At 66.8% G+C, this 24,036-nt stretch carries 17 protein-coding genes; 14 read left to right on the top strand and 3 right to left on the bottom strand.

What is annotated here, in order from left to right; all coding sequences use genetic code 11:
* Positions 1-64 precede the first annotated feature (64 nt).
* The gene (gene alr / locus ACFRAH_RS18930) at positions 65-1,297 is read left to right on the top strand and encodes an alanine racemase (RefSeq protein WP_377992446.1); all 1,233 of its coding nucleotides are present in this window, start codon (positions 65-67) and stop codon (positions 1,295-1,297) included.
* On the top strand, positions 1,287-2,921 hold the full coding sequence (locus ACFRAH_RS18935) for a PucR family transcriptional regulator ligand-binding domain-containing protein (protein ID WP_377992447.1): 1,635 nt from the start codon (positions 1,287-1,289) through the stop codon (positions 2,919-2,921). The genes alr and ACFRAH_RS18935 overlap by 11 nt, the downstream gene beginning before the upstream one ends.
* Before the next feature lie 24 nt (positions 2,922-2,945).
* On the opposite strand, the gene ACFRAH_RS18940 is transcribed toward ACFRAH_RS18935, so the two are convergent.
* The gene (locus tag ACFRAH_RS18940) at positions 2,946-3,746 is read right to left on the bottom strand and encodes a nitrilase-related carbon-nitrogen hydrolase (protein ID WP_377992494.1); all 801 of its coding nucleotides are present in this window, start codon (positions 3,744-3,746) and stop codon (positions 2,946-2,948) included.
* Positions 3,747-3,972: 226 nt separating this feature from the next.
* On the opposite strand from ACFRAH_RS18940, the gene ACFRAH_RS18945 reads away from it, so the two are divergent.
* The 11 genes from ACFRAH_RS18945 to ACFRAH_RS18995 all read left to right on the top strand — a co-directional run bounded on the left by ACFRAH_RS18945 (position 3,973) and on the right by ACFRAH_RS18995 (position 18,076).
* Positions 3,973-5,163, top strand: coding sequence for an ROK family transcriptional regulator (locus ACFRAH_RS18945; protein ID WP_377992448.1), 1,191 nt, complete (start codon positions 3,973-3,975; stop codon positions 5,161-5,163).
* A 129-nt stretch (positions 5,164-5,292) separates the two neighbouring features.
* Entirely contained in the window at positions 5,293-6,849 is a 1,557-nt protein-coding gene (gene mmsA, locus ACFRAH_RS18950; protein WP_377992449.1) for a multiple monosaccharide ABC transporter ATP-binding protein, read from the top strand.
* A gap of 45 nt (positions 6,850-6,894) precedes the next feature.
* Positions 6,895-8,172, top strand: a complete 1,278-nt coding sequence (gene mmsB / locus ACFRAH_RS18955; protein ID WP_377992450.1) for a multiple monosaccharide ABC transporter permease — start codon at positions 6,895-6,897, stop codon at positions 8,170-8,172.
* A gap of 54 nt (positions 8,173-8,226) precedes the next feature.
* Entirely contained in the window at positions 8,227-9,327 is a 1,101-nt protein-coding gene (locus ACFRAH_RS18960; protein WP_377992451.1) for a substrate-binding domain-containing protein, read from the top strand.
* Between the two features lie 246 nt (positions 9,328-9,573).
* The gene (locus ACFRAH_RS18965; protein WP_377992452.1) at positions 9,574-11,052 is read left to right on the top strand and encodes an ABC transporter permease; all 1,479 of its coding nucleotides are present in this window, start codon (positions 9,574-9,576) and stop codon (positions 11,050-11,052) included.
* A gap of 2 nt (positions 11,053-11,054) precedes the next feature.
* Positions 11,055-11,762 carry an ABC transporter ATP-binding protein gene (locus tag ACFRAH_RS18970; RefSeq protein ID WP_377992453.1) on the top strand — a complete coding sequence of 236 codons (708 nt, stop codon included), beginning with the start codon at positions 11,055-11,057 and terminating at the stop codon, positions 11,760-11,762.
* A gap of 153 nt (positions 11,763-11,915) precedes the next feature.
* Entirely contained in the window at positions 11,916-12,986 is a 1,071-nt protein-coding gene (locus ACFRAH_RS18975; RefSeq protein ID WP_377992454.1) for a Gfo/Idh/MocA family protein, read from the top strand.
* 498 nt (positions 12,987-13,484) lie between these two features.
* A complete protein-coding gene (locus ACFRAH_RS18980; protein WP_377992455.1) occupies positions 13,485-14,267 on the top strand; it encodes a hypothetical protein in 783 nt (260 codons plus the stop codon).
* 87 nt (positions 14,268-14,354) lie between these two features.
* Positions 14,355-16,142: a beta strand repeat-containing protein gene (locus ACFRAH_RS18985; protein ID WP_377992456.1), complete on the top strand. Its 1,788-nt coding sequence runs from the start codon at positions 14,355-14,357 to the stop codon at positions 16,140-16,142.
* Positions 16,143-16,463: 321 nt separating this feature from the next.
* Positions 16,464-17,573 (top strand): serine/threonine-protein kinase, encoded by a 1,110-nt coding sequence (locus ACFRAH_RS18990; RefSeq protein WP_377992495.1) that lies wholly within the window; start codon positions 16,464-16,466, stop codon positions 17,571-17,573.
* The gene (locus ACFRAH_RS18995) at positions 17,570-18,076 is read left to right on the top strand and encodes a mucin-associated surface protein (RefSeq protein ID WP_377992457.1); all 507 of its coding nucleotides are present in this window, start codon (positions 17,570-17,572) and stop codon (positions 18,074-18,076) included. The genes ACFRAH_RS18990 and ACFRAH_RS18995 overlap by 4 nt, the downstream gene beginning before the upstream one ends.
* Positions 18,077-18,147: 71 nt before the next feature.
* Here the strand turns inward: ACFRAH_RS18995 and ACFRAH_RS19000 are convergent, their stop codons facing one another.
* Positions 18,148-20,364 carry a catalase gene (locus ACFRAH_RS19000; protein ID WP_377992458.1) on the bottom strand — a complete coding sequence of 739 codons (2,217 nt, stop codon included), beginning with the start codon at positions 20,362-20,364 and terminating at the stop codon, positions 18,148-18,150.
* Positions 20,365-20,636: 272 nt separating this feature from the next.
* Here ACFRAH_RS19000 and ACFRAH_RS19005 point away from each other — a divergent pair, with 272 nt between their 5' ends.
* A complete protein-coding gene (locus ACFRAH_RS19005) occupies positions 20,637-21,497 on the top strand; it encodes an SRPBCC family protein (RefSeq protein ID WP_377992459.1) in 861 nt (286 codons plus the stop codon).
* 106 nt (positions 21,498-21,603) lie between these two features.
* Here ACFRAH_RS19005 and ACFRAH_RS19010 read toward each other — a convergent pair whose 3' ends face one another.
* Positions 21,604-23,823: an NADP-dependent isocitrate dehydrogenase gene (locus tag ACFRAH_RS19010; protein ID WP_377992460.1), complete on the bottom strand. Its 2,220-nt coding sequence runs from the start codon at positions 23,821-23,823 to the stop codon at positions 21,604-21,606.
* Positions 23,824-24,036: the final 213 nt, after the last annotated feature.

Below are 24,036 nucleotides of genomic sequence, written 5' to 3' on the forward strand. Positions count from 1 at the left end.
GCCTCCAGCCTAGGCATGTGAGCCGTGTCTCACGGTTGTGCAAAATGACCTATAGTGTTCTGGCATGAGACGTAATGCACAACAGATGAGCACGCCCGAAGCGGTGCTTTCCGGGCAGGTCAGCGTTGACCTGTCCGCCATTTCAGACAATGTCCGCGCACTCCGGGCCCTCACGCCCGCACCCCATTTCATGGCCGTGGTGAAAGGAAACGGCTACGGCCATGGACTGGTCGATGTGGCCCGGTCTGCCCTCGCCGCCGGTGCCGACTGGCTGGGCACCGCGCAGCTCACGGAGGCCCTGGCCCTGCGCAAGGCGGGCATCACGGCACCTGTGCTGTCGTGGCTCTACCTCGCCACCGCGTCAAGCGAGACGATCCGTGAGGCAGTCAGCCACGACGTCGACATCTCCCTGGGGAGCATCACCCAACTGGACATCGTGGCCGGCATAGCCTGCTCCCTGGGACGGCCGGCCGCCGTCCACCTTGAGCTGGACACCGGCCTCAGCCGCGGCGGCGCCCGGGCCGAGGACTGGGCTGGCCTGGTGGCGGCGGCGCGGGAAGCGGAACTCGCCGGGCACCTTGCGGTGAGGGGCGTCTGGACCCATCTGGCGTGGGCGGACGTTCCCGCCCACCCCGGAAATGCCGCCGCGGTGGACGCCTTCGAGGAAGCCGTCCGCCAGGCCCGCGGCGCGGGACTGGACCCGGAGCTGCGCCACGTTTCCAGTTCGGCGAACATCCTGGACCGGCCGGAATTTGCGTTCGACATGGTGCGGGCGGGGCTGGCCATCTATGGACTGGCTCCCGCGGACCACCTTGACCCCGCCGATTACGGTCTCCGGCCGGCCCTGTCGGTGACGGCCCCGGTGGTGCTGGTCAAGAAGGTTCCGGCCGGCACCGGTGTGAGCTACGAGCACCAGGCCATCACGCACGAGCCGAGGTCCCTGGCACTGATCCCGCTGGGCTACGCCGACGGCATCCCCAAGGGCATTTCGGGCCGGAGCGTGGTGCAGCTGGGCGGCAGGAGAGTTCCGGTGATCGGCAAGGTGTGCATGGACCAGTTCATGGTGGACCTGGGGCCCGAGCCTGGCGGAGTCAGCGTTGGTGATACTGCCGTCCTGTTCGGTGACCCCCGGAGCGGGGCGGCGAGCGCCGATGAGTGGGGAGCCGCGATCGGAAGCCACGGGGACGAGATCATCAACCGGATCGCACCGCGCCTGCCCAGGGCCTACGGCCTCCCGCAGGCTCACGAGTGCCCGGATTACGAGGAGCCCGGGGACGGGGCACCGGATGTCGCCTGACACGGAAAGGCGGACCGCCCCGGCAGCCGGCGCCGCGGCTGAGCGGCTCAGTGCCGTCACCCTGGAACAGTTCCTGGCGAAGCTGCCGTCCGAGCTCACCGTGCTTCACGACGGCGGCAACGGTGAAGGGCTGCTGAGGTGGGTTGAGCCCAGTGAGCTGGAAGATCCCACACCGTACCTGCTCGACGGCGAATTCCTCCTCACAGCGGGCCTGCCCTTCGTTGGCGATGCAGGTGACGCCGCCCGGGTTGATGCCTATGTCCGGCGTCTGGTGAAGGCGGGGGTGGGGGCACTGGGCTTTGGCCTGGAGCCCTACTTCAGCGCGGTCCCGGACACCGTGGTGGAAGCCTGCGTCCGGCACAACCTGACCCTGGTGAGGGTGCCCAGCACGGTCCCGTTCGCCGCCATTGGGCTCGAGTTCTCCCAGCTGCTGGAGTCGGACAATGCGAAGGTGTTCCGCCAACTCGCGGACACGAACAGGCAGCTGATGCGGGCCGTCCTGTCCGCCCGGCCTGAACATGAGCTGCTGGCGGCCCTGGTCCAGCGGGTTCCGGTGTGGGCCATGCTGGTCGGCGCGGACGGGCGGGTGCGCGCCCGGGCCGGCTCCGGCGTCGAGGCGGCCGCCCTGCAGCCGCTGCTCGACCGCCTCCTGTCCGGCAGCGGGCCGAGGGTGGAGATGGATTCCTTCGAGGCCCCCGGCTCCGCGCTCGTGTTCGGCCATCCGCTGCGCAGCACCCGCGACGCCAACCTTGGCGCGCTGGTGCTGGGCACAGACGCGCCCCTGACGCCTGCGCAGAACAGCGTGGTCTCCTCCGCCGTCGGGCTCCTCGAGCTGTTGGTCCGGCAACGGACCAGCGGATCACTGGCACCGAGCCAGCTGGCGACATCGCTGCTGCTGCACCCCGAGAGCATGACATCCGGCGGGGCGCGGCACATCAACGGGCTCCGGGACCTGCTGGCCCAAAGCACGTCCTCCACCCGGTCCGGGCCGCTCCGCGTTGTGCAGGGCATCAAGGCGGAGCAGGGCATCGGGGCAGGGCAGCCTGCCGGACGCGCCCGCGAGAGCCCGGTCCGGGAACTGCTGCAGTGGCGCCGCCTCTTCGACACCAAGCTCGTGGAGCTCACGGACTACGGCTTCGCCGCCATCACCCGGCTCAAGGTGGATGACGCTCTCCTGGCCGAAGTAGAAAAGCTGGGGTGGCGGCTGGTCATCGGGGACTCGAGCGAGCTCACGGATCTGAACAGCGCCTACCAGCGGGTGACGGCCCTGCGGCAGCGCGTCCAGGCCACCGGCAGGAGCGCGCGGGTGGGTGAAGTCACGTGGACGGTCGCCGGGCTCCTGGGCCAGGAAGCCGGAACCATGCTGGCCGGCCGGCTGCTGGAGCCGCTGCTCAGCCAGGACGGCGAGCGCCGGACAGCCTTCCTGTCCGTGTTGAGGGCATGGCTCGGCGAGAACGGCAACTGGGATGCCACCGCCAAGGCGCTGGGCCTGCACCGCAACAGCGTCCGGCGGCAGATCAATGCGGTGGCTGAGCTCCTCGACACTGACCTGAACCAGGCGCAGGTGCGGGCCGAACTCTGGATTGCACTGCAGTACGTCGACGATCTGCAGGCCGGCACCTAGCCCCGGGCGCTAAGAGGGCCGGGCTTAGGGCATTCCCGCGCCGCCTGCCTCATCCCAGGCACGGTAGACATCAGGCCGCCGTTCGCGCAGGTAGGGCACGGCATCCCGGGCCTGGCGGGCCGCCTCGGCGCTGACCTCGGCGTACAGCAGTTCCTGCCCGGGGCCGGCGGCAGCCAGCAGTTCGCCGTCGGGGCCGGCAACGACGCTTCCGCCCAGGAAGGTGCAGCCATCCTCCTCCCCAGAGTGGTTGGCGTAGGCCACCGTCAACTGGCTTTCCAGCGCGCGGGCCCGCAGCAGCACCTGCGGCACCGATTCGAAGCCATGGGCAAGGGCCGTGGGAACCATGAGCAGGTCGGCGCCCGCCGCGGCGGCCGCGCGCACCGTCTCCGGGAACTCCACGTCGTAGCAGATGGCCAGGGAGACTTTGATGCCGCCCAGATCGACGACGGCGGGGGCTGCTTGCGCGGGGCTGAACGCCTTACGCTCGTCAGGGCCAAAAAGGTGGACCTTGGCGTAGCTGAGAAGTTCGTTCCCGCTGTGGTCCAGGACGGTGGCGGTGATCTGCCATTCGCCGCCGTCGGTGACGGCGGGCAGGCTGTAGACGAGGGCGATCCGGTGCCGGGCAGCGATGTCGGCCAGACTCCGCCGGATGCCGGGCAAGGTGTCAGGGTCCAGCTCCGCCCGGACGCGCGGAGGGGCGTAGCCCACCGGGAAAAGCTCAGGCGTCAGGAGCACCTCGGCGCCCGCTTCCGCGGCCGTCTGCGCCGCGCGGTCAATGGCTCCGCAGTTCCGGTCGATGTCCAAAACACTGGAGTTCGCCTGCATCAGCGCCAGCTTCACCGTGATCACCTCAAGTCTTCGTGGCCGCCCCGCCCAACACCGGACGTCATTTCCTTCAGCGTATCCGCGGTCAGCAGCTGCGGATCCGGTCCATTTGCACCGCTCCGCATCGCCCGCAGGGCGGATCGCCCGCCACCTGCATCAGTCCACCCGCCGGGGCGTTGCGTTAACTTCTTGACTACAAGGCCGCCGATGGTGCAATGTTCATTTCATGCCCTCACCATCGCGCTCAACGAGGAGCCGAACCAAAAACCCCGGGTCGCAATCGGCGCTCAGGAGCCTGAACCAGCAGCGGATCATCGAATGCCTGCTCAACGGCCCCTCGACCCAGGCGGAGCTTGCACGGCAGACGGGACTGTCCACGGCGACAGTCTCCAACATCGTCAAAATCATGCAGGACTCGGGACTCGCATCCACCGAGCCGACTACCAGTTCAGGGCGGCGCGCACTCAATGTCCGGCTCAACAGCAACGGCGCCGTGGCCGTGGGCATCGACTTCGGCCGGCGGCACCTGCGCGTGGTTCTCGCCTCACTGAGCTACCACATCATCGCCGAGGAATCCGTGCTCCTGCCCCTCGGCCACCAGGCCGAGCAGGGCATCCAGGCCGCCGTCGCCCTGCTCGACAAACTGCTGGCCGACAGCGGGGTGGAGCGCACGGCAGTGGTGGGTGCCGGCGTCGGAATTCCCGGCCCGATCGACCGCCGGACCAGCACCGTCGCCCAGGGGGCGATCCTTCCCGAATGGGTGGGCATCGACATCCAGGAGCGCCTCGAGGAGGCCTTCCAGTTCCCCATATTCATTGACAACGACTCGAATTTGGGCGCCCTGTCCGAAGTCACCTGGGGACCCCACAGCGGCATCAGCAACCTGCTGTTCATGAAGATCGGTTCCGGCATCGGCGCGGGGCTGATCCTCAACGGAAACCCCTACTACGGCAACGTCGGGATCACCGGCGAAATCGGCCACGCGACCATCCACGAACACGGCCTGATCTGCCGCTGCGGCAACAGGGGGTGCCTGGAAACCATCGCCTCAACCACCACCATGATCGAACTGCTGAGCCGGGGGGAAGAACGGCCGCTCACGCCTGAGGACATCGTCCGCAAGGCGCTGGCGAGGGATGCCGCCACCCTGCGGGTGGTGGACGACGCCGGCCTCGCGGTGGGCCGCGCGCTGGGGAATGTAGCCAACCTGATCAACCCCGAAGTGATCGTGGTGGGCGGCCCGCTGGCCGGGCTGGGCGACATCCTCCTGGATCCGATCCGGCGCGGCCTGGTGCGGCACGCCGTGCCGGTTATTGGCGAGACCACCACCCTGACCATGTCCTCGCTGAACGACCGGGCCGAGGCCCTGGGCGCCGCCTCACTGGTGTTCCAGCACGCCGGAATCCGGCGCACGTAGCGTTTCGTTATCCCGCTGTTGCGTTAAAGACTTGACGACAATGGCATGCTCCATCTACTTTTTTCATCAGACGGCCCTGTGGTTTGCAGGGAAGACAACGAAGTCAATGCATTGGAGGCGTAAGGGCAAATGACGTCCCTCAACACGCAGAGCGAGCCGGTTCTCCTGGAGATGCGGTCCATCACCAAGGAATTCCCCGGCGTTAAAGCCTTGTCCGATGTGAACCTGGTGGTGAAGGCCGGGGAAATCCACGCGATCTGCGGGGAAAACGGCGCCGGCAAGTCCACGCTCATGAAGGTCCTCTCCGGCGTGTACCCCTACGGCAGCTACAACGGCGACATCGTGTACCAAAACGAGGTGCAGCAGTTCCGGGACATCCGGGCCAGCGAACACGCGGGCATCGTGATCATCCACCAGGAACTTGCGCTGATCCCGGAGCTCTCCATCACGGAGAACATCTTCCTGGGCAACGAGCCGGTCAAGCGCGGCGTGATCGACTGGGCCGAGGCCCGGACCCGGTCGCGTGAACTGCTCGCCCGGGTGGGCCTGCGCGAGGACCCGGACACCCCCATCAAGGAAATCGGCGTCGGCAAGCAGCAGCTGGTGGAAATCGCCAAGGCGCTGAACAAGTCCGTGAAGCTGCTCATCCTGGACGAGCCCACGGCGGCCCTGAACGAATCCGACTCCCAGCACCTGCTGGACCTGATCCTGGGCCTGAAGGGCCGCGGCATCACGTCCATCATCATTTCCCACAAGCTCAACGAGATCGAGCAGATCGCCGACTCCATCACCATCATCCGCGACGGCAAGTCCATCGAGACGCTCAACGTCAAGGCCGACGGCGTGGACGAGGACCGCATCATCAAGGGCATGGTGGGCCGCACCCTGGAGTCACGGTTCCCGGACCACGAACCCAAGATCGGGGACGTGCTGTTCGAGGTCAAGGGCTGGACCGTCGGGCACCCGCAGGTCCAGGACCGCCTGGTCTGCAAGGGTTCCAACTTCTTCGTCCGCCGGGGCGAGATCGTCGGATTCGCCGGACTCATGGGCGCAGGCCGCACAGAACTGGCACGGTCGGTGTTCGGCCGCTCCTACGGCCGCTTCATCAGCGGCCAGATCTACAAGGACGGCAAGGAACTTCACCTGAAGAACGTCAAGCAGGCCATCGACGCCGGCCTGGGCTACGTCACGGAGGACCGGAAATCCCTCGGCCTGAACCTGCTGGACGACATCAAGACCACCACCGTCTCGGCCGCGCTGCACAAAATCAGCAAGCACTTCGTCGTGGATGCCAACAAGGAATTCACGATCGCCGAGCAGTACCGCAAGTCCCTGCGGACCAAGACGCCGTCCGTGGAGGAGGGCGTGGCCAAGCTGTCGGGCGGGAACCAGCAGAAGGTGGTCCTGGCGAAGTGGATGTTCACCGACCCGGACCTGCTGATCCTGGACGAGCCCACCCGTGGCATCGACGTCGGCGCCAAGTACGAGATCTACGGGATCATCCAGCAGCTCGCCAACCAGGGCAAGGGCGTCATCGTGATCTCCTCCGAGCTCCCCGAACTGCTGGGCCTCTCGGACCGGATCTACACCATCTTCGAGGGCTCCATCACCGGAGTCCTGGACAAAGACGACGCCAGCCAGGAAAGCCTCATGAAACTCATGACTTCCGCCCGAAAAACCGCCTGACCCTCTGGAAACCCTCCAGAACCTTCCAGAACAAGGACTGACAAAATGAACGCGCTCAAGAAGCTGTTTGGCGGCAACACCCGCCAATTCGGCATGATCTTCGCACTGGTCGCCCTGATCATCTTCTTCCAATTCGCCACGGCGGGCCGCACGCTGACGCCCGGAAACGTGATCAACCTCTTCAACGGCAACTCCTACATCCTGATCCTGGCCATCGGCATGGTCCTGGTGATCATCGCCGGCCACATCGACCTGTCGGTCGGATCCGTGGCTGCCTTCGTCGGCGTCACGGTGGCCCTCATCATGCAGGACTGGAACGTTCCCTGGTACGCCGGCATTCTCCTTGGCCTCGTCCTGGGTGCCCTGATCGGAGCCTGGCAGGGGTTCTGGACCGCCTATGTGGGCATTCCCGCATTCATCGTGACGCTGGCCGGCATGCTCCTCTTCCGCGGATTCAACCAGTTCGTCGGCAAGTCCAACACCATCCCCGTCCCGGCCGACTTCCAGTACATCGGGTCCGGATACCTGCCTGAGGTGGGACCCAGCACCGGCTACAACAACCTGACGATGCTGCTCGGCCTCCTGGCGGTCGCGTTCGTGATCTTCGGCGAGCTCCGCGCCCGCCGCACGGCCAAGGCCCTCGGTGCCGAAGTCCCCGAAGGCTGGGTGATGATCACCAAGCTGGTGCTGGTCTGCGGCGCCATTCTTTACGCGACGTACCTGTTCGCCACCGGCCGGCCCGGCACGTCCTTCCCGATCCCGGGCCTGATCCTCGCCGTCCTGGTGCTCATCTACGGCTTTATCTCCTCCAAGACCGTTGTGGGCCGCCACATCTACGCCGTGGGCGGCAACCGCCACGCGGCGGAGCTCTCCGGCGTCCAGTCCAAGAAGGTCAACTTCCTGGTCATGATGAACATGTCCATCCTGGCCGGCCTCGCCGGCATGATCTTCGTCGGCCGCTCCACGGCATCCGGCCCGTTCGACGGCGTGGGCTGGGAACTCGACGCCATCGCGGCCGTGTTCATCGGCGGCGCAGCGGTGACCGGCGGCGTCGGAACCGTGATCGGCTCGATCGTCGGTGGCCTGGTCATGGCCGTGCTCAACAACGGCCTGCAGCTCCTGGGCGTCGGCGCCGACCTGACCCAGATCATCAAGGGCCTGGTCCTGCTGGTCGCCGTCGCCTTCGACGTCTACAACAAGAGCCAGGGCAAGCGCTCCATCATCGGCCTGCTGACCCAGGGCTTCAACCGCCCCAGCGGCGGTGCCCCCAACCAGCCGGACGAAGTGACCTCCACCAAGGAAACCATCTCCCGGGAAGCCTGAGCACCGCCGCTCCCCGGATGCATTTCCCACCCCTATAGAAAGTGAACCGAGCAAATGCGAATGATTGGTAAGGCAGGAAAGGCGGCAGCAATCGCTGCCATTGCGGCACTGGCGCTGACCGCCTGCGGCCGTTCAGACAGCGGCACAACGAGCGGCGGCAGCTCCGGCGGCGAGGCGTTCCCCAAGGACTCGCCCATCGGCGTCGCACTTCCACAGAAGACCAGCGAGAACTGGGTGCTTGCCGAGAAGCTGTTCAACGACGGCCTCAGCCAGGCAGGGTTCAAGCCCGACGTCCAGTTCGCCAACGGCGGCGTCTCGGAGCAGCAGAACCAGATCAGCGCAATGATCACCAAGGGTGACAAGGTCATCATCGTCGGCGCGATCGACGGTGCGCAGCTCGGCACGCAGCTGAAGCAGGCCAAGGACGCCGGCGCCACCATCATTGCCTACGACCGGCTGCTGCTGAACACCCCGAACGTGGACTACTACGTGGCCTACGACAACTTCAAGGTGGGCGAACTGCAGGGCAAGGCCCTGCTGGACGGCATGAAGGCCAAGAAGCCGAACGGCCCGTACAACGTTGAGCTCTTCGCCGGTTCTCCCGACGATGCCAACGCCAAGGTCTTCTTCGACGGCGCCATGAGCGTGCTGCAGCCGAAGATCGACGACGGCACGCTGAAGGTGCTTTCCGGCCAGAAGTCCTTCGAGCAGGCCGTGACCCAGGGCTGGAAGGCAGAGAACGCCCAGAAGCGGATGGATACCCTGCTCGCAGGCACCTACACCAGCGCCGCGATCGACGGTGTGCTCTCCCCCAACGACACCCTGGCCCGCGCCGTCCTGACGTCGGTGAAGGGCGCCGGCAAGCCGCTTCCGGTGGTTACCGGGCAGGACTCCGAAGTTGAATCGGTCAAGTCCATCATGGCCGGCGAGCAGTACTCCACCATCAACAAGGACACCCGCAAGCTCGTTGAGCACGCGATCGTCATGGTCAAGGACATCCAGGCAGGCAAGACGCCCGAGATCAACGACGACAAGTCCTACAACAACAAGGTCAAGACCGTTCCCGCCTACCTGCTGGAGCCGGTCATCGTGACCAAGGACAACGTCAAGACGGCCTACGTGGACGATCCGGTTCTCGGACCGATCACCAAGTAGCACCGCAGGCGCCACAGGGCCCCGGCTCCCCCGCAAGTGACCAGTTCACCAGGGAGGGCCGGGGCTCTTCCGTTGCCACCCGACGCCCTCTCACTTACCGCAGCATCTGCCCAAACGCTCTCTCACTTTCCCCGTTGAAGGCCTCACAGCGGAAACATAGGTTCAGCCCGTTTCCCGCACAGCAGCGGGCACCAGAGTGGGATCCGAAGCCGGCCAATCCCCCGGCATGTGATCCCAAGGAGTGCAGTGAGCGTCCTCGCCCGAAGTGTAGGCAATGCGTTTAGAAACAAGGTCCGGACAGCCGCAGTAGTGGCCGTGCTGGCCGTCGCGATCGGACTGGCCCTGGCCATGCTGGTGGCCAACCAGGCCGTCGGCGCCAAGGTCCAGGAGCTGAACGCGTCGGTGGGGACCGTGCTGACGGTGAACCCGGCCGGCGGCCAGGGCTTCGAGGGCGGCGGCGAGCCGCTGACCGCCGGGCAGGCGGCAACCGCAGCCGACGTTCCCAACGTGACCGCCGTCGTCGGAACCAAGGCGTTGCGGCTGCGCAACGCGACCGAAGCCGCCGCGCAGGCGGCGGCCGGAACCCAAGCCGGCACCCAGGCCGGTCCCGGCGGCGGGCAGGGCGGCCCGGGCGGCCAGACCACCACGACGCTGACCACCAGCCTCACCGCCGCCGTCGACGCCGGAACGCTCGGCGCGCGTAACCAGGACAGCACTTCAGGCACTTCAGGCAGCACGGGCACCACCGGGACCACCCGGCCGGCGCGGTCCCTTCCCATTACCGCCACCGGAACCGGCGCCGAAGTGGACAGCACCGGCAAGGCACTGGAACTGACCTCGGGCACCGGCCTGGGCGACTACACGAAGGAGTCCACCAAGGCGCTGCTGGGCACCACCCTGGCCGAGAAGAACAACCTCAAGGTGGGCTCCACCTTCACCATCAACAGCAAGACCTTCACCGTCGCCGGCCTGTTCGACGCCGGCACGGCTTTCGGCAACAACGCCCTCTACGTCACGCTCCCCACGGCCCAGACCCTGGCCGAGCTGCCCGGCGAACTGTCCACGATGATCGTCACCGTGGACAGCATGGAGCACGTCGACGCCGCCAAGACCGCGCTGCAGAGCGCCCTCGGCACCGACAAGGCTGACGTCACCCAGGGCCAGCGCAACCTCGAAACCGCCGTCACCTCGCTGGACAGCGTCAAGAACATTTCGATGGTGGCGTTCATCGCCGCGCTGGGCACCGCGGGGCTGATCATCCTGCTGATCATGGTCATGCTGGTCCGCGAGCGCCGCCGTGAAATCGGTGTCCTCAAAGCCATCGGCGCACCGAACCGCACCATCGGGCTCCAGTTCGTGCTCGAAGCCCTGGTCCTGGTGGCCCTCGGCAGTGTGGTGGGCGCCGTCATCGCCTCCTTCGCCAGCGGCGGCATCGCCTCCGCACTGGTCAGCTCCAGCACAAGCACGACGGCGGCCCCAGCCGGCCAGCGCGGCGGCGGTTTCGCCGGGGCTGCCGGCGGCTTGCCGGGCGGCCAGTTCCCGGGCGGCCAGGGCGGGCCGTTCGGCGGCGCGTCCCAGCTGCTCACCTCCGTCACCGCCAGCGTGTCCCCGGGCGTTCTTGCCGCCGGCATTGCCGCGGTGTTCGGCGTCGCCATCATCGGGGCGCTGGTTCCGGCCCTGCTCACCGCCCGCATCCGCCCCATCGAAGTCCTCCGAGGAGAATAGCCATGATTGAAGTCAAGGATCTGGTCCGCACGTTCAAGTCCGGCGACCGCACCATCAAGCCGGTCAACGGCGTCAGCTTCGAGCTGGAGCAGGGAACGCTGGCGTCCATCGTCGGTAAGAGCGGCAGCGGCAAGAGCACACTCCTGTCCCTCCTGGGTGCGCTGGACAAGCCGACCGGCGGAGACGTCGTCGTCAACGGCGTGAGCCTGGCGGGCATGCCGGACGGCAAGCTGACCGAATACCGGCGACGGGACATCGGCTTCGTGTTCCAGCAGTTCAACCTGGTTCCCAACCTCTCCGCGCTGGACAATGTCATGCTGCCCATGGAGTTCGCCGGCGTGCGGAAGTCGGCCCGGACTGAGCGGACGCGGGCGCTGCTGGAGCAGGTGCAGCTCGACCCGGACAAGCACGGCCGCCGCATCAACCGTCTCTCCGGCGGCGAGCAGCAGCGCGTGGCGATCGCCCGGGCCCTGGCCAACGAGCCCAAGCTGATCCTCGCCGACGAGCCCACGGGCAACCTCGATGAACAGACAGGCGAGCACATCATCGAACTGCTCAGCTCCCTCAGCCGCGACCACAACACCACCATCCTGGTGGTCACGCACGACCGCACGCTCGCCAACAAGACGGACCGCAGATTCCGGCTGCAGCAGGGCAAGCTCACGGAGGAGCCCGTCCGCGGCCGTGCCGCGGAGCCGGCAGCCGTGTAAGGATCCGTGTAGGTCGCCGGCCGCGGGTTGGCGCGGAAAGGTGGGGGCGGGCCGAAAACCCTCCCTCACCTTTCACAGGTTTTACCCGGACCCTTCCTCACCTTTCGCACGTTACGACCCGCCCCCTCCTCACCCGGGTGAGAGGATGGCGTCATGACGTCACCGATCGCCAAGCCTTGGCTCTTCAGCCAGTCCAACCAGGATCCCCTTGCCGCCACCGGCCGCCGGCTGCGGTGGGGTGTCATCGCCACCGGCCGGATCGCCTCCCTGGTCTCGCAGGACCTGGCGCTCTTGGAGGACGCGGAACTTTATGCCGTGAGCTCGCGCGGGCAGCACACCGCGGACGCGTTTGCCAGCGAGTTCGGCTTTGCCGTCGCATACGGGGACGACGGCGGACAGCACGGCTATGAACGGCTCCTCGCCGATGACTCTGTGGACGTGGTCTACGTGGCCACGCCGCACGCCCAGCACCACCGGATGGTCCTGGCTGCGCTGCGGGCAGGCAAGCATGTTCTGTGCGAAAAGGCGTTCACCATCAACGCCCGCGAAGCTGCCGAGCTGATCGGTGTTGCGCGCGACAAAAAGCTGTTCCTGATGGAGGCCGTGTGGAGCCGCTTCCTGCCCAGCATGCAGAGGGCGTTCGAGATCGCGCATTCCGGCGAGCTGGGGACCCTCCAATGGGTCACGGCGGACCTTGGTTTTCCGGCCCCTTACTCCCCCACCGCGAGGCTGTGGGCTGTCCAGGACGGCGGCGGCGCCCTTCTCGACATCACCGTCTATCCGCTGCTGTGGGCCCTCGGCACCCTGGGTTTCCCGCAGACAGTCAGTGCCATGGGCACTTTGAACGACGACGGCGTGGACGCCCAGAATGCGCTCACGCTGGGTTACCACCACGGCGCGCAGGCACAGCTGACCTCATCCCTGCTCGCGCACGGCCCCCGTACGGCCACGGTGGCCGGCAGCCTGGGTTACCTCCAGACTCTCGGCTCGATCAACAACCCCAGGAAGCTGGTGGTGGGGATCGGGCAGGAGACACCGCGGACGGAACACTTCGAGGTGACGGGACGGGGCTATACGTACGAGCTTCGTGAGGTGACGCGGTGCGTTCAACAGGGCCTCACCGAGAGCCCGGTCATGCCCCTGGAGGACTCGCTGAACACGATGCGGTTGTTCGACGGCGTGCGCGCCCAGCTCGGTGTCGCATATCCCAACGACGCCCACTGAGCACCCCGCGCTTTCCTCGAATCGAAAGAATTATTGCTCGCGGGTCTGGACTCTCACTTTGGGGCAGGCTTAGGCTGTAGACGATCGTCGACTGACTCGGTGAGCTTGGGGGTGTTAAGCATGACCATAGCGGCTTTGTCGTGGTCTGCGCTGCGCCCTCTGCGCCCTGTGCTGTTGGCCGGCGCCGCTGCAGTGGCTTGGCTGGCTGTATCCGCCCCGGCTGCCGACGCCGACAATTCCCACCGATCTGACTCGCTTGGCGGCAGTATTTCGTCGGCTGTCTCGTCGGTCAAAGGCAGTGTGGCTGGAAGCGTTGGCGCACTGGTTTCTTCAAACGCACATGAAGCCCGCGCCGCTGCAGAACCCACACCGGCCGTAGCGCCGCTGCCACTGCCAGCCGTCGATCCGGCGGCCATCCCGGCACCATTGCCGGCGACGGTCGCACCGGCGCCGCCCGCTGCGGCTCCCGTTCCCGCCGCTCCATCCTCGACCACGCCTGTGGCAGTCGTTGCGCCGGTCGTGGCGGAGGTTGTCGAGCCGATTGACGAGGCCCTGGGCGGACTGCCGGTCGGAGAAGCCCTGCCGGAAGGCACCCTGGCAGGGGTTACTAACCCCGTTGTCTCCGTTGCTGATGGAGCACTGGCTGACACAGCTGAAACGATCGTGAAGCCGGTGGCCGAGGTCGCTAAGCCAGTAACCGACGCCGTGAGCCCGGCAACCGATGCCCTAAGCCCGGTGACCGACTCCCTGCCTGTTGAGCTTCCCCTGGAGCCGGTCACGGATGTCCTCACGCAGACTCCCGTAACTGCGCCCATCGCGGATGTCGTGGCGGGAATTGTCACGGTCCCGGAACGGCTGGCCGCCGCGGTTGATCTCGCCAGGACGGGCCAAATTTCCGCAGATCCAGCGGGTTCAATCGGCAGCGTCGCAGGGCCTTCTGCGGTGCCCGCGCCGCCTGTTCAGCGTGCCATCGGATCGCCACCTGCGCATTCCAACCATGGAGTCACGCCAGCCGCAGCCCCAACGGGGTCTGCCCCCAAGGTTCCTGCCGGCGGAGACTCACCATCCGGTGGAGACCGCACGCCCACCCCCGAGGCGCTGCTTCCTGCTCCGGCCTCAGGCTCGGGCAGCGGGACATCCTCCGGCAGCCCCTCCGCGTCGGCCGCCTGGCTGAACAGCCCCTTTGAATACCTGCCGCTCATGGGCTTTGTCCCCGTCAGCGGACCCCTTCAGCATGTTCCCTCGCCGGTGGCCATCGACCCCGGCTCCTCTCCTGACTAGTTGGGCCCCTTCTGCCATCCTGCGGCAGACACACGGCCAATCAGGCTGCCATGAGCGCCTGACAACAACTTTTCAGGAGACATCACAATGCACCAGACAGTTCGCAGGGGCCTGTTAGGCACCCTCTTTGCCGGAGGGCTATTGGCCCTCGGCGCAACCGCGGCGAGCGCGGACACCACTGCCACGGGCGCGGTCAACATCGCGTCTGAAACCGCTTCGGCGGACCTCAATGCTTCGACGTCGCTGGGTCTGCTGGGTGGCCCAGCGCCGTCGAATTCTTCCACGGTCAGCGTGAATGCCGACCTTGACCTCAACACCGGAACCACGAACGGCAGCACAGCCGCCGTGGCACCAGCTGCGACGGCCTTGGTCGACGTCAACCTCGGCAACACCGCCGCCACCGGAACGGGCACCACCGTTCCAGCCGCCGACGCCACCGCCCTGGTCGACGTCAACCTCGGCAACACCGCCGTGACCGGAACCGACACCACCGTTCCCGCCGCGGACGTAACCGCTGCCGCGGACGTCAACCTTGGCAACACCGCAGCCAGCGGAACGGGCACCACCGTTCCGGCCGCCGACGTGGCAGCTGCGGTAGACGTGAACCTTGGCAACACCGCAGCCGGCGGAACGGGCACCGCCGTTCCCGCCGCCGACGTGGCAGCTGCTGCGGACGTCAACCTCGGCAACACCGCCGTGACCGGAACCGACGCCGTCGTTCCCGCCGCGGACGTAACCGCTGCCGCGGACGTCAACCTTGGCAACACCGCAGCCAGCGGAACGGGCACCACGGTTCCCGCCGCCGACGTGGCAGCTGCGGTAGACGTGAACCTTGGTGGTACTGGCACCGGGACGGGCACCACCGTTCCCGCCGCCGACGTAGCCGCTGCTGCGGACGTTAACCTCGGCAACACCGCAGCCAGCGGAACGGGCACCACGGTTCCCGCCGCCGACGCCACCGCCCTGCTCGACGTCAACCTCGGCAACACCGCCGCGACCGGAACGGGCACCACCGTTCCCGCCACCGACGTGGCAGCCGCAGTAGACGTCAACCTCGGCAACACCGCCTTGGCCGGAACCGACACCGTCGTTCCCAACGCCGACGTGGCAGCTGCAGTAAACGTGAACCTTGGTGGCACAGGCACCGGAACGGGCACCACTGTTCCCAACGCCGATGCGACGGCCGCTCTGGACCTCAACCTCGGCAACACAGGCCTGCTGGGAACCGGCACTGACGGCACCCTCGCCGACGCCCTGGTCGACGTCAGCCTCGGCAACAACAGCGGAACGGGAACCGGCACCGCCGTCCCTGACCTGGCCGCCGTCGTCGACCTCACCCTTGGCAACACGGGTTCGCTGGGAACTGGTGCTGAAGGCACCGTGGACCTTGGGCTCGGCACGGGAACAGGCGCATCCGTGGACCTGGGTGTCGACCTGGGCATCGGACTCGGCACGGGAACTGTGACCACGCCGCCGGCTACCGATCCGGGTGACGGAACGGGCACCGGCACCGATCCGGGTGACGGAACGGGTACGGGTGGCACCGGTGGAACAGATACCGGTAGCACCGGCGCCGAAGGAACTGGCACTGACGGAACTGGCACCGACACAACCGGCGGAGCTGCAACGGGCACTGGCGCTGGCACCGGAAGCACCGCTACGGGTGCCGCCATCCTGCCTGCGGGCTCGGTGACCACTGGCGTCTCTGCATCCGAGGGCACGGCGGCCATGGCAAACGCAAGCATGGCCAACGGAAACATGGCCACGGCACAGCAGACGCTCGCCAACACCGGAACCGACGCCGGGCTCCTGCCGCTGGCACTGGTCCTGCTCGCCATCGGAGCACTGCTCGTAATCCGCAGGAAGAAGGCCTGACAGTCGGGATCCTGCCTGGACAGGAATAACCGCCCTTCGTCGGCGGTCCGCATTTGGAAAGTCCACAAGACTTCCGGGTGCCGGGCCGCCGGCGAAGCCGCGCCCTGCCCGGGCACCCGACTGCTCACCATTCGCAAGAACCCATCCGCCCCAGCTCATCAACCGTCACCCGCGGCCTGATTTAGTAAGTAGACGTATTACTCTTAACACCGAGCCAGAGCTGAAAAGGACGGCAACGTGTTGGAAAAAACGCCCGGCGGGGTGACGACGGATGTACTGGGCGGGCGCTACCGGCTGGGTGAGGTAATCGGACGCGGCGGCATGTCGTCGGTCTATGCGGCCACCGACCAGAACCTCGGCCGGGAAGTTGCCCTGAAGCTCTTCGCGCCCCAGACCGCAGACGCTGACGAACTCAAACGGCAGGAAACCGAGATCCGGCTCCTGGCAACCCTGAACCACCCCAGCCTTGTCACCCTCTTCGATGCCGGCGTGGACACCCGCGTGCCGGACCAGCCCAGACCCTTCCTGACCATGGAACTCGTGGAGGGCCAGGACCTACGCAGCCGGCTCCGGCACAGCCGCGTTCCGCTCGACGAACTGTCCGTCATCGGCGCCGGTATCGCTGACGCCCTCGCGTATGTTCACGGGCTCGGCATCATCCACCGCGACATCAAGCCCGCCAACATCCTCCTCGTCCAGGTCCGGCCCGGCGAGCCGGTCCGCCCCAAACTGACCGACTTCGGCATTGCCCGGATTGTGGACGGCACCCGGCTCACGGCCACCGGCACCATGGTGGGCACGGCGGCTTACCTAAGTCCCGAACAGGCCATGGGCTCCCCGCTTTCGCCCGCCTCAGACATCTATTCGCTCGGCCTCGTGCTGCTCGAGAGCATCAAGGGCACCGTCGAATATCCGGGCAGCGCGGTGGAATCAGCGGTGGCACGCCTGCACCGGGCGCCTGAAATCCCCGACGACCTGCCCAGGGAATGGCGGCACCTGCTGGCCTCCATGACCGCCCTGGAACCGCTGGAGCGGCCCTCCGCGGCGGACCTCGAAGCGGCTCTCCGGCATGCCCTCGTGTCACCCGAATCCGCGCCGGCAGAGCTGCCAGAGGAGCACACCCGCATTCTTCCCGCGCTGCCATCCCGGCCGCCGTCCATTGTTCCTTCAGCGCTTTCCGAGACGCAGCCAACCGCCAAAACACCAGCACGCGAAACACCAGCACGCCCAAGCGGCCGCCCCGGCGGTGCGAAGAGACGCCGCCGGCTGCGGATTGGCGCCGGCCTTGCCGCAGCCATCCTGCTCGGCGGAGCAGCCGCGCTCACCGTCGCTGCCAACTCACCTGTAACGCCCGACGTCGTCCCCTACCCCAGCGTCAGCGGCACCTTGGGTGACCATCTCGAGAAGCTGCAAAGGAGCGTCAAACCATGAGCCCAGGCAGGGCACCGGCCGCGATGCGCCGGGCGATGACCGTTCTCACGGGCTGCATCCTGGCAGCCGGACTGGCCGGCTGCGCCAGCGCCGCCCCGGATCTCGAAACAGGCGCGGCCGTAAAGCTTCAGCAGCGGGTCCTGGATGTCACCCGGTCAGCCGCAGGAAGTAATCCCACCGCCGCGCTGGCCTCCCTCGACCGGCTGTCCACTGAGCTGGATGCTGCGGCAGCCACCGGACAGGTTTCCTTCAAGCGCCACCAGAGCATCATGGCAGCCATCAACTCTGTGCGGGCCGACCTTACCGCTGCGCAGTCCGCCAAAACGGCGGCCGCCAAGGCCGCAGCCGCGAAGGCCGCGGCTAAAGCGAAACCATCGCCGACGGCCGCCCCCGTGGCGGCGGTCCCCGCACCGGCTCCGGCAAACGGCGGACAACGGGACAACTCCGGGAAGGGCAGCCCGGAAGTCAACAAGGACAAGGGGCGGGGCAAGAACAAGGACTAGTTCCGCCGGGGACCAGTCCTTGTTCTTCAATCTTCGGGAAGGCTCACCGCCCGCCAGGTGTTCTTCAACCGTCAGGAAGCCGCTGCCGGGAAACGGTCCCAGGTCCGGTGCGCGGCCAGCAGTTCCTGGATCTGCGGAACCACCTGCCCGGCGCTGTCGCCGAGCACCACGCCTGCCGCGTCATCCGGAATGCTCGCCGCGTCCACACCGGCTGCCCCTGATCCCCATGCCCCGATGGCCTTGGCGTGGCGGAAGGCCTCCGACAGCAGCAGCACCACACGGGGATCCAGCGAGGCACCTGGCTCACCGGCCTTCGCGTCCAGCCCCTGTTCGGCGTCGTCCGCCGGCGCACCGGACCCTGCCACGATGACCGCGTCGAACTCGGTGGAGCGGGCGGTGAGGTAGGTCCGCTGAACCGGGATCCCGCCGTCGGCCTCTCCCCCGAGCGTCCCGCCGGACGGTGCGATCACCAGCGGAACGATGCCCGCGGCGTCGAGCGCCTTGCGCGCATCCCGGACGGCCTCCAGGTCGCTGGATTCGTCCGCCACGATCCCGACGATGCGGCCCGCCACAGGCCAGGTCTTGCCGAGCTGGGAAAGGGCCGGGCTGGGCTGGGACTCAGGAACGTCCTCGGTGGCCTCGGGGCCCGGCATGCCCAACCCGCGGGCGACAGCGGCGCACAGCGAGGCGTCGATGTTCGCCAGCGCGAGCAGCTGGCGCTCACGCACGGGCTTCTCGTAGCACTTGCCCAGCTCGAACGTGTACGCCTGGATCACATGGTCCTGCTCCACCGGAGTGAGGCTCCGGAAGAACAGCCGGGCCTGGCTGTAGTGGTCATCAAAGGACGCCGGATTCTTGCGCTGCTTGATGGCGTTGGCCACGGCCTCCGGCACGTCAACGAACGCCCCAAGGTCCGCGCCTGCTTTGAAGGGGCAACCGCCATCGAGGGAATTGGGCCGGTAGGGTGCCACCCCGGCGTGGACGGCCGTCTGGTGCATGCCGTCGCGCAGCATGTCGTTTACCGGCGCCTGCGGCCTGTTGATGGGGATCTGCGCGAAGTTCGGGCCGCCCAGCCGGGAGATCTGGGTGTCCAGGTAGGAGAAAAGCCTGACCTGCAGCAGCGGATCGTTGGTGACGTCGATGCCCGGCACCAGGTGCCCGGGGTGGAAGGCCACCTGCTCCGTTTCCGCGAAGTAGTTGACCGGGTTGGCATTGAGCGTCATCAGTCCGATCGGCTGGACCGGGGCCAGCTCCTCGGGCACAAACTTGGTGGGATCCAGCAGGTCGATTCCCTCAAACATCTGGTCCTCGGTGTCCGGGAAGGCCTGGATTCCCAGCTCCCACTCCGGGTAGGCGCCGGCCTCGATCGCGTCGGCCAGATCGCGCCGGTGGAAGTCCGGGTCCATGCCGTTGATGATCTGGGCTTCCTCCCAGGCCAGCGAGTGCACGCCCTGCTTGGGCTTCCAGTGGAACTTGACGAGCGTCGTGGCGCCCGCGGCGTCAACCAGACGGAAGGTGTGGACGCCAAAGCCCTCCATGGTCCGGTAAGAGCGCGGGATGCCCCGGTCGGACATGTTCCACATGGTGTGCGCCTGGGCCTCGGTGTGCAGCGACACGAAATCCCAGAACGTGTCGTGGGCGCTCTGGGCCTGCGGGATCTCGCGGTCCGGGTGCGGCTTTGCGGCGTGCACGATGTCCGGGAACTTGATCCCGTCCTGGATGAAGAACACGGGAATGTTGTTCCCCACCAGGTCATACACGCCCTCATCCGTGTAGAACTTGGTGGAGAATCCCCGGGTGTCCCGGACGGTGTCGGCCGAGCCGCGCGAACCGAGGACAGTGGAGAACCTGACGAAGACGGGTGTCTCCACATCCTTGGCGAGGAAGCCCGCCCGGGTGATGTTGGCGGCGGTGCCGTATGACCGGAACATGCCGTGGGCGCCGGCACCCCGTGCGTGCACCACGCGCTCGGGGATGCGCTCGTGGTCGAAGTGGGTGATCTTCTCCCGGAGGTGGTGGTCCTGCAGCAGGATCGGTCCCCGCGGGCCGGCCTTCAGCGAATGGTCCGTATCCTCAAGCCGGAGCCCCTGCGCGGTGGTCAGGTACTGCCCGGACTGGGCCCGGGCATGTTCCGGGGCGCCGGTGGGGCTGCCGGTCGGGGACACTGCTTCCGGCCCCTGCTGGTCCGGCTTGGGCGGCAAAGGTTCCCTTGGGGTGGCGGGTTCGACGACGGCGGGCTGCTCGCCTGCCGGGGCTCCCGGAATGTTGATTGCTGATTTTTCAGGCACAGAGTCATCCTTTCCGAAGCGGCGGCCTAACCGGACTCGGCCCTGGGCGCTGGGCCCCCGACCGAAAGATAAGCCTGCTTAGTACCCTACGAAACCCGGCGGCCGGCCACAACCGCGGGCCGTCATTCGGGCATCCCGCCCTTCATAGTCAGCAACCTTAGTTTCTCTCTTCAAATGCCACGTGCTTCCCGCTACGTTGGAGGTGTTCCATCCGAACAAGGGCAATCAGAACCACGGGCCATCCGCCCGTACGCTGAAGGAGTGAACCAAGCATGGCAACTGTCCAGGAATCGATCACTGTCGATGTCCCCGTACGCCAGGCCTACAACCAATGGACGCAGTTTGAGGATTTTCCCAATTTCATGAGCGGCGTGGACGCCGTCCGCCAGCTCGATGACACCACTGTTCATTTCGAAACCAGCATCGCGGGGGTGAAGCGCGAGTACGACGCCCAGATCACGGTCCAGGAGCCGGACCAGCGCGTCACGTGGGAGAGCCTAAATGAGCCGCGCAACTCGGGAACAGTGTGGTTTGAGTCCGTGGGCGACAACGAAACCAAGGTAAACGTCGAACTGACCTGGGAGCCCGAATCAGCGGTGGAGAAGCTCGGCGCAGCAACCGGCCTCGACTCCCGGCAGGTGGCCTCGGACCTGAAGAAGTTCAAGAAATTCATCGAGGAGCGGGACACGGAGACCGGCTCCTGGCGTGAAAGCGTGAGCGGCGGCGAAGTCGAAGGTGGCACTGGTACGACGGCGGCGGGTGCCGGCGTCGGTAGCGGAACCGGCGGCGTCGGTAGCGGAACCGGCGGCGTCGGAAGCGGAACGGGCGGCGTCGAAACCGGAACAACGGGAGCCGGAGCGGCCGCCGGGACGGGAACGTGGGAGGCCACGGCAGCCGGCGGCAACGGCGATCCGGGTGCGGGCACCGGCTACTCCGAGGGCGCGGGCATGGACGCGGTCCCGGGACGCAGCTACGAATCCGGTGACGCCTATGACGCCTCGGCAACCGAACGGCCGGTGAGCGCCGACCCGGACCTCGCCGTCGACGCCCCGTACGGCGACGAGAACACCGGCGAGCCGCGCAACGAAACTCGTCACACGGATACCCGCCGCGACGCTATCCCCGACCGCTAGGTCGAGGCCCGGCCAACAGCCGTCAAACACGGAAACGCCCCGCCACTCAAACGAGTGGCGGGGCGTTTCTGTGACTGGCTCGTCAGCGCAGCCGCGGGCCGGGGTATCAGCCCAGGCTGGCGACGATCTTGTTGAGCGTTGCGGACGGCCGCATGACGGCGGCTGCCTTCTCGGCGTCGGGGCGGTAGTAGCCGCCGATGTCCGCCGGCTGGCCCTGGGCGCCCAGCAGTTCAGCGACGATAGCGTCCTCGTTGGACGTCAGGGCTTCGGCGACGGGGGCGAACGAGGCTGCCAGCTCGGCGTCCCCGGTCTGCTTGGCGAGTTCCTGTGCCCAGTACTGGGCCAGGTAGTAGTGGCTGCCGCGGTTGTCGATCTCGCCGGCCTTGCGGCTCGGGGACTTGTTCTCCAGCAGGAAGGTGCCGGTGGCGCGGTCCAGGGTATCGGCCAGGACCTGGGCACGGGCGTTGTCCGTGGTGTTGGCCAGGTGCTCGAAGCTGACGGCCAGCGCCAGGAATTCGCCCAGGCTGTCCCAGCGCAGGTGGTTTTCCTTGAGCAGCTGCTGGACGTGCTTCGGAGCGGAGCCGCCGGCACCGGTCTCGAAGAGGCCGCCGCCGTTGATCAGCGGAACGATGGAGAGCATCTTGGCACTGGTGCCCAGTTCGAGGATCGGGAACAGGTCTGTGAGGTAGTCGCGGAGCACGTTGCCGGTGACGGAGATAGTGTCCTCGCCCTTGCGGATGCGCTCCAGGGTGAAGGCGGTGGCCTTGACCGGGGAGAGGATCTCGATCTGCAGGCCCTCGGTGTCGTGCTCCTTCAGGTATTCGCGGACCTTCTCGATGAGCTTGGCGTCGTGCGCGCGGGTCTCGTCAAGCCAGAACACTGCCGGGGTCTGGGATGCGCGGGCGCGGTTCACGGCCAGCTTGACCCAGTCGCGGATGGGCAGGTCCTTGGTCTGGCAGGCGCGCCAGATGTCACCCGGGGCAACTTCGTGTTCGATCAGGACGTTGCCCGAGCCGTCGACCACCTGGATCTTGCCGGGGACCTGGGCCTCGAAGGTCTTGTCGTGGCTGCCGTACTCCTCGGCGGCCTGGGCCATGAGGCCGACGTTCGGGACCGTGCCCATGGTGGTGGGGTCGAAGGCGCCGTTGGCGCGGCAGTCGTCGATGACAACCTGGTAGATGCCGGCGTAGGAGCTGTCCGGGAGGACTGCCAGGGTGTCGGCTTCCTTGCCGTCCGGGCCCCACATGTGGCCGGAGGTGCGGATCATGGCCGGCATGGAGGCGTCCACGATGACGTCGCTGGGGACGTGCAGGTTGGTGATGCCCTTGTCGGAGTCGACCATGGCGATCGCGGGGCCCTCTTCGAGGCCCTTCTTGATGGCGGCCCGGACGCCATCGCGGACGTCCTCGGGCAGCTCGTCCAGGCCGTTGAGGATGGAGGCAAGGCCGTTGTTGGGGCTGAGGCCGGCCGCGGCGAGCTGCTTGCCGTACGTCTCGAACAGCTCCGAGAAGTAGGCCTTGACCACGTGGCCGAAGATGATGGGGTCGGAGACCTTCATCATGGTGGCCTTCAGGTGCGCGGAGAACAGCACGCCCTCTTCCTTGGCGCGGACTACCTGTGCCGCCAGGAATTCGTCCAGGGCAGCCGCACGCATCACGGTGCCGTCGATGACTTCGCCGGCGAGGACCGGGAAGGCCTTCTTCAGGACCTTGACGGTGCCGTCTTCACGGACCAGCTGGATTTCGATGGTGCCGTCGGCCGGGACCACCACGGACTTCTCGTTGGAGCGGAAGTCGTTGGCATCCATGTGGGCCACGTTGGTCTTGGACTCGGGGGTCCAGGCACCCATGGAGTGCGGGTTCTGCCGGGCGTAGTTCTTGACCGACAGCGGCGCGCGGCGGTCCGAGTTGCCTTCACGCAGGACCGGGTTCACGGCGGAGCCCTTGATCTTGTCGTAGCGGGACCGGATGGCGGTCTCTTCGTCGGACGTGGGGTTGTCCGGGTAGTCCGGCAGGTTGTAGCCCTGGGACTGAAGCTCGGCGACGGCGGCCTTCAGCTGCGGCACGGATGCGCTGATGTTGGGCAGCTTGATGATGTTGGCTTCCGGCTTCTTTGCCAGTTCACCGAGTTCAGCCAGGGCGTCACCAATCCGCTGCTCTTCAGTGAGGTAGTCGCCGAAGACGGCGATGATGCGGCCGGCCAGCGAAATGTCGCGGGTCTCCACCTGCACACCTGCCGTGGACGCGAACGCCTCGATGATCGGCAGGAACGAATATGTGGCCAGCATCGGCGCTTCGTCGGTGTGGGTATAGATAATTTTGGCCATGCTCGGGCGTCTCCCTGAAGGTCGGCTTGTATCTGGTATTCCGGCTATTTCACCAACCTTTAACTTACCCGAGGTGAACCGGTTGAACCTTACCCGGGCGGCCGGATGCCCCTGCATGACCCTCCGCCCGTGACTTCCGCCACACTATCCATTGTCCCCGGGGCGCAGGAGTCCTAATCTTTCTCTCATAAACGAATACCGCTTCGGCGGCTG

It is taken from the genome of Arthrobacter sp. NPDC056727 (assembly GCF_042790555.1).
GTDB lineage: Bacteria > Actinomycetota > Actinomycetes > Actinomycetales > Micrococcaceae > Arthrobacter.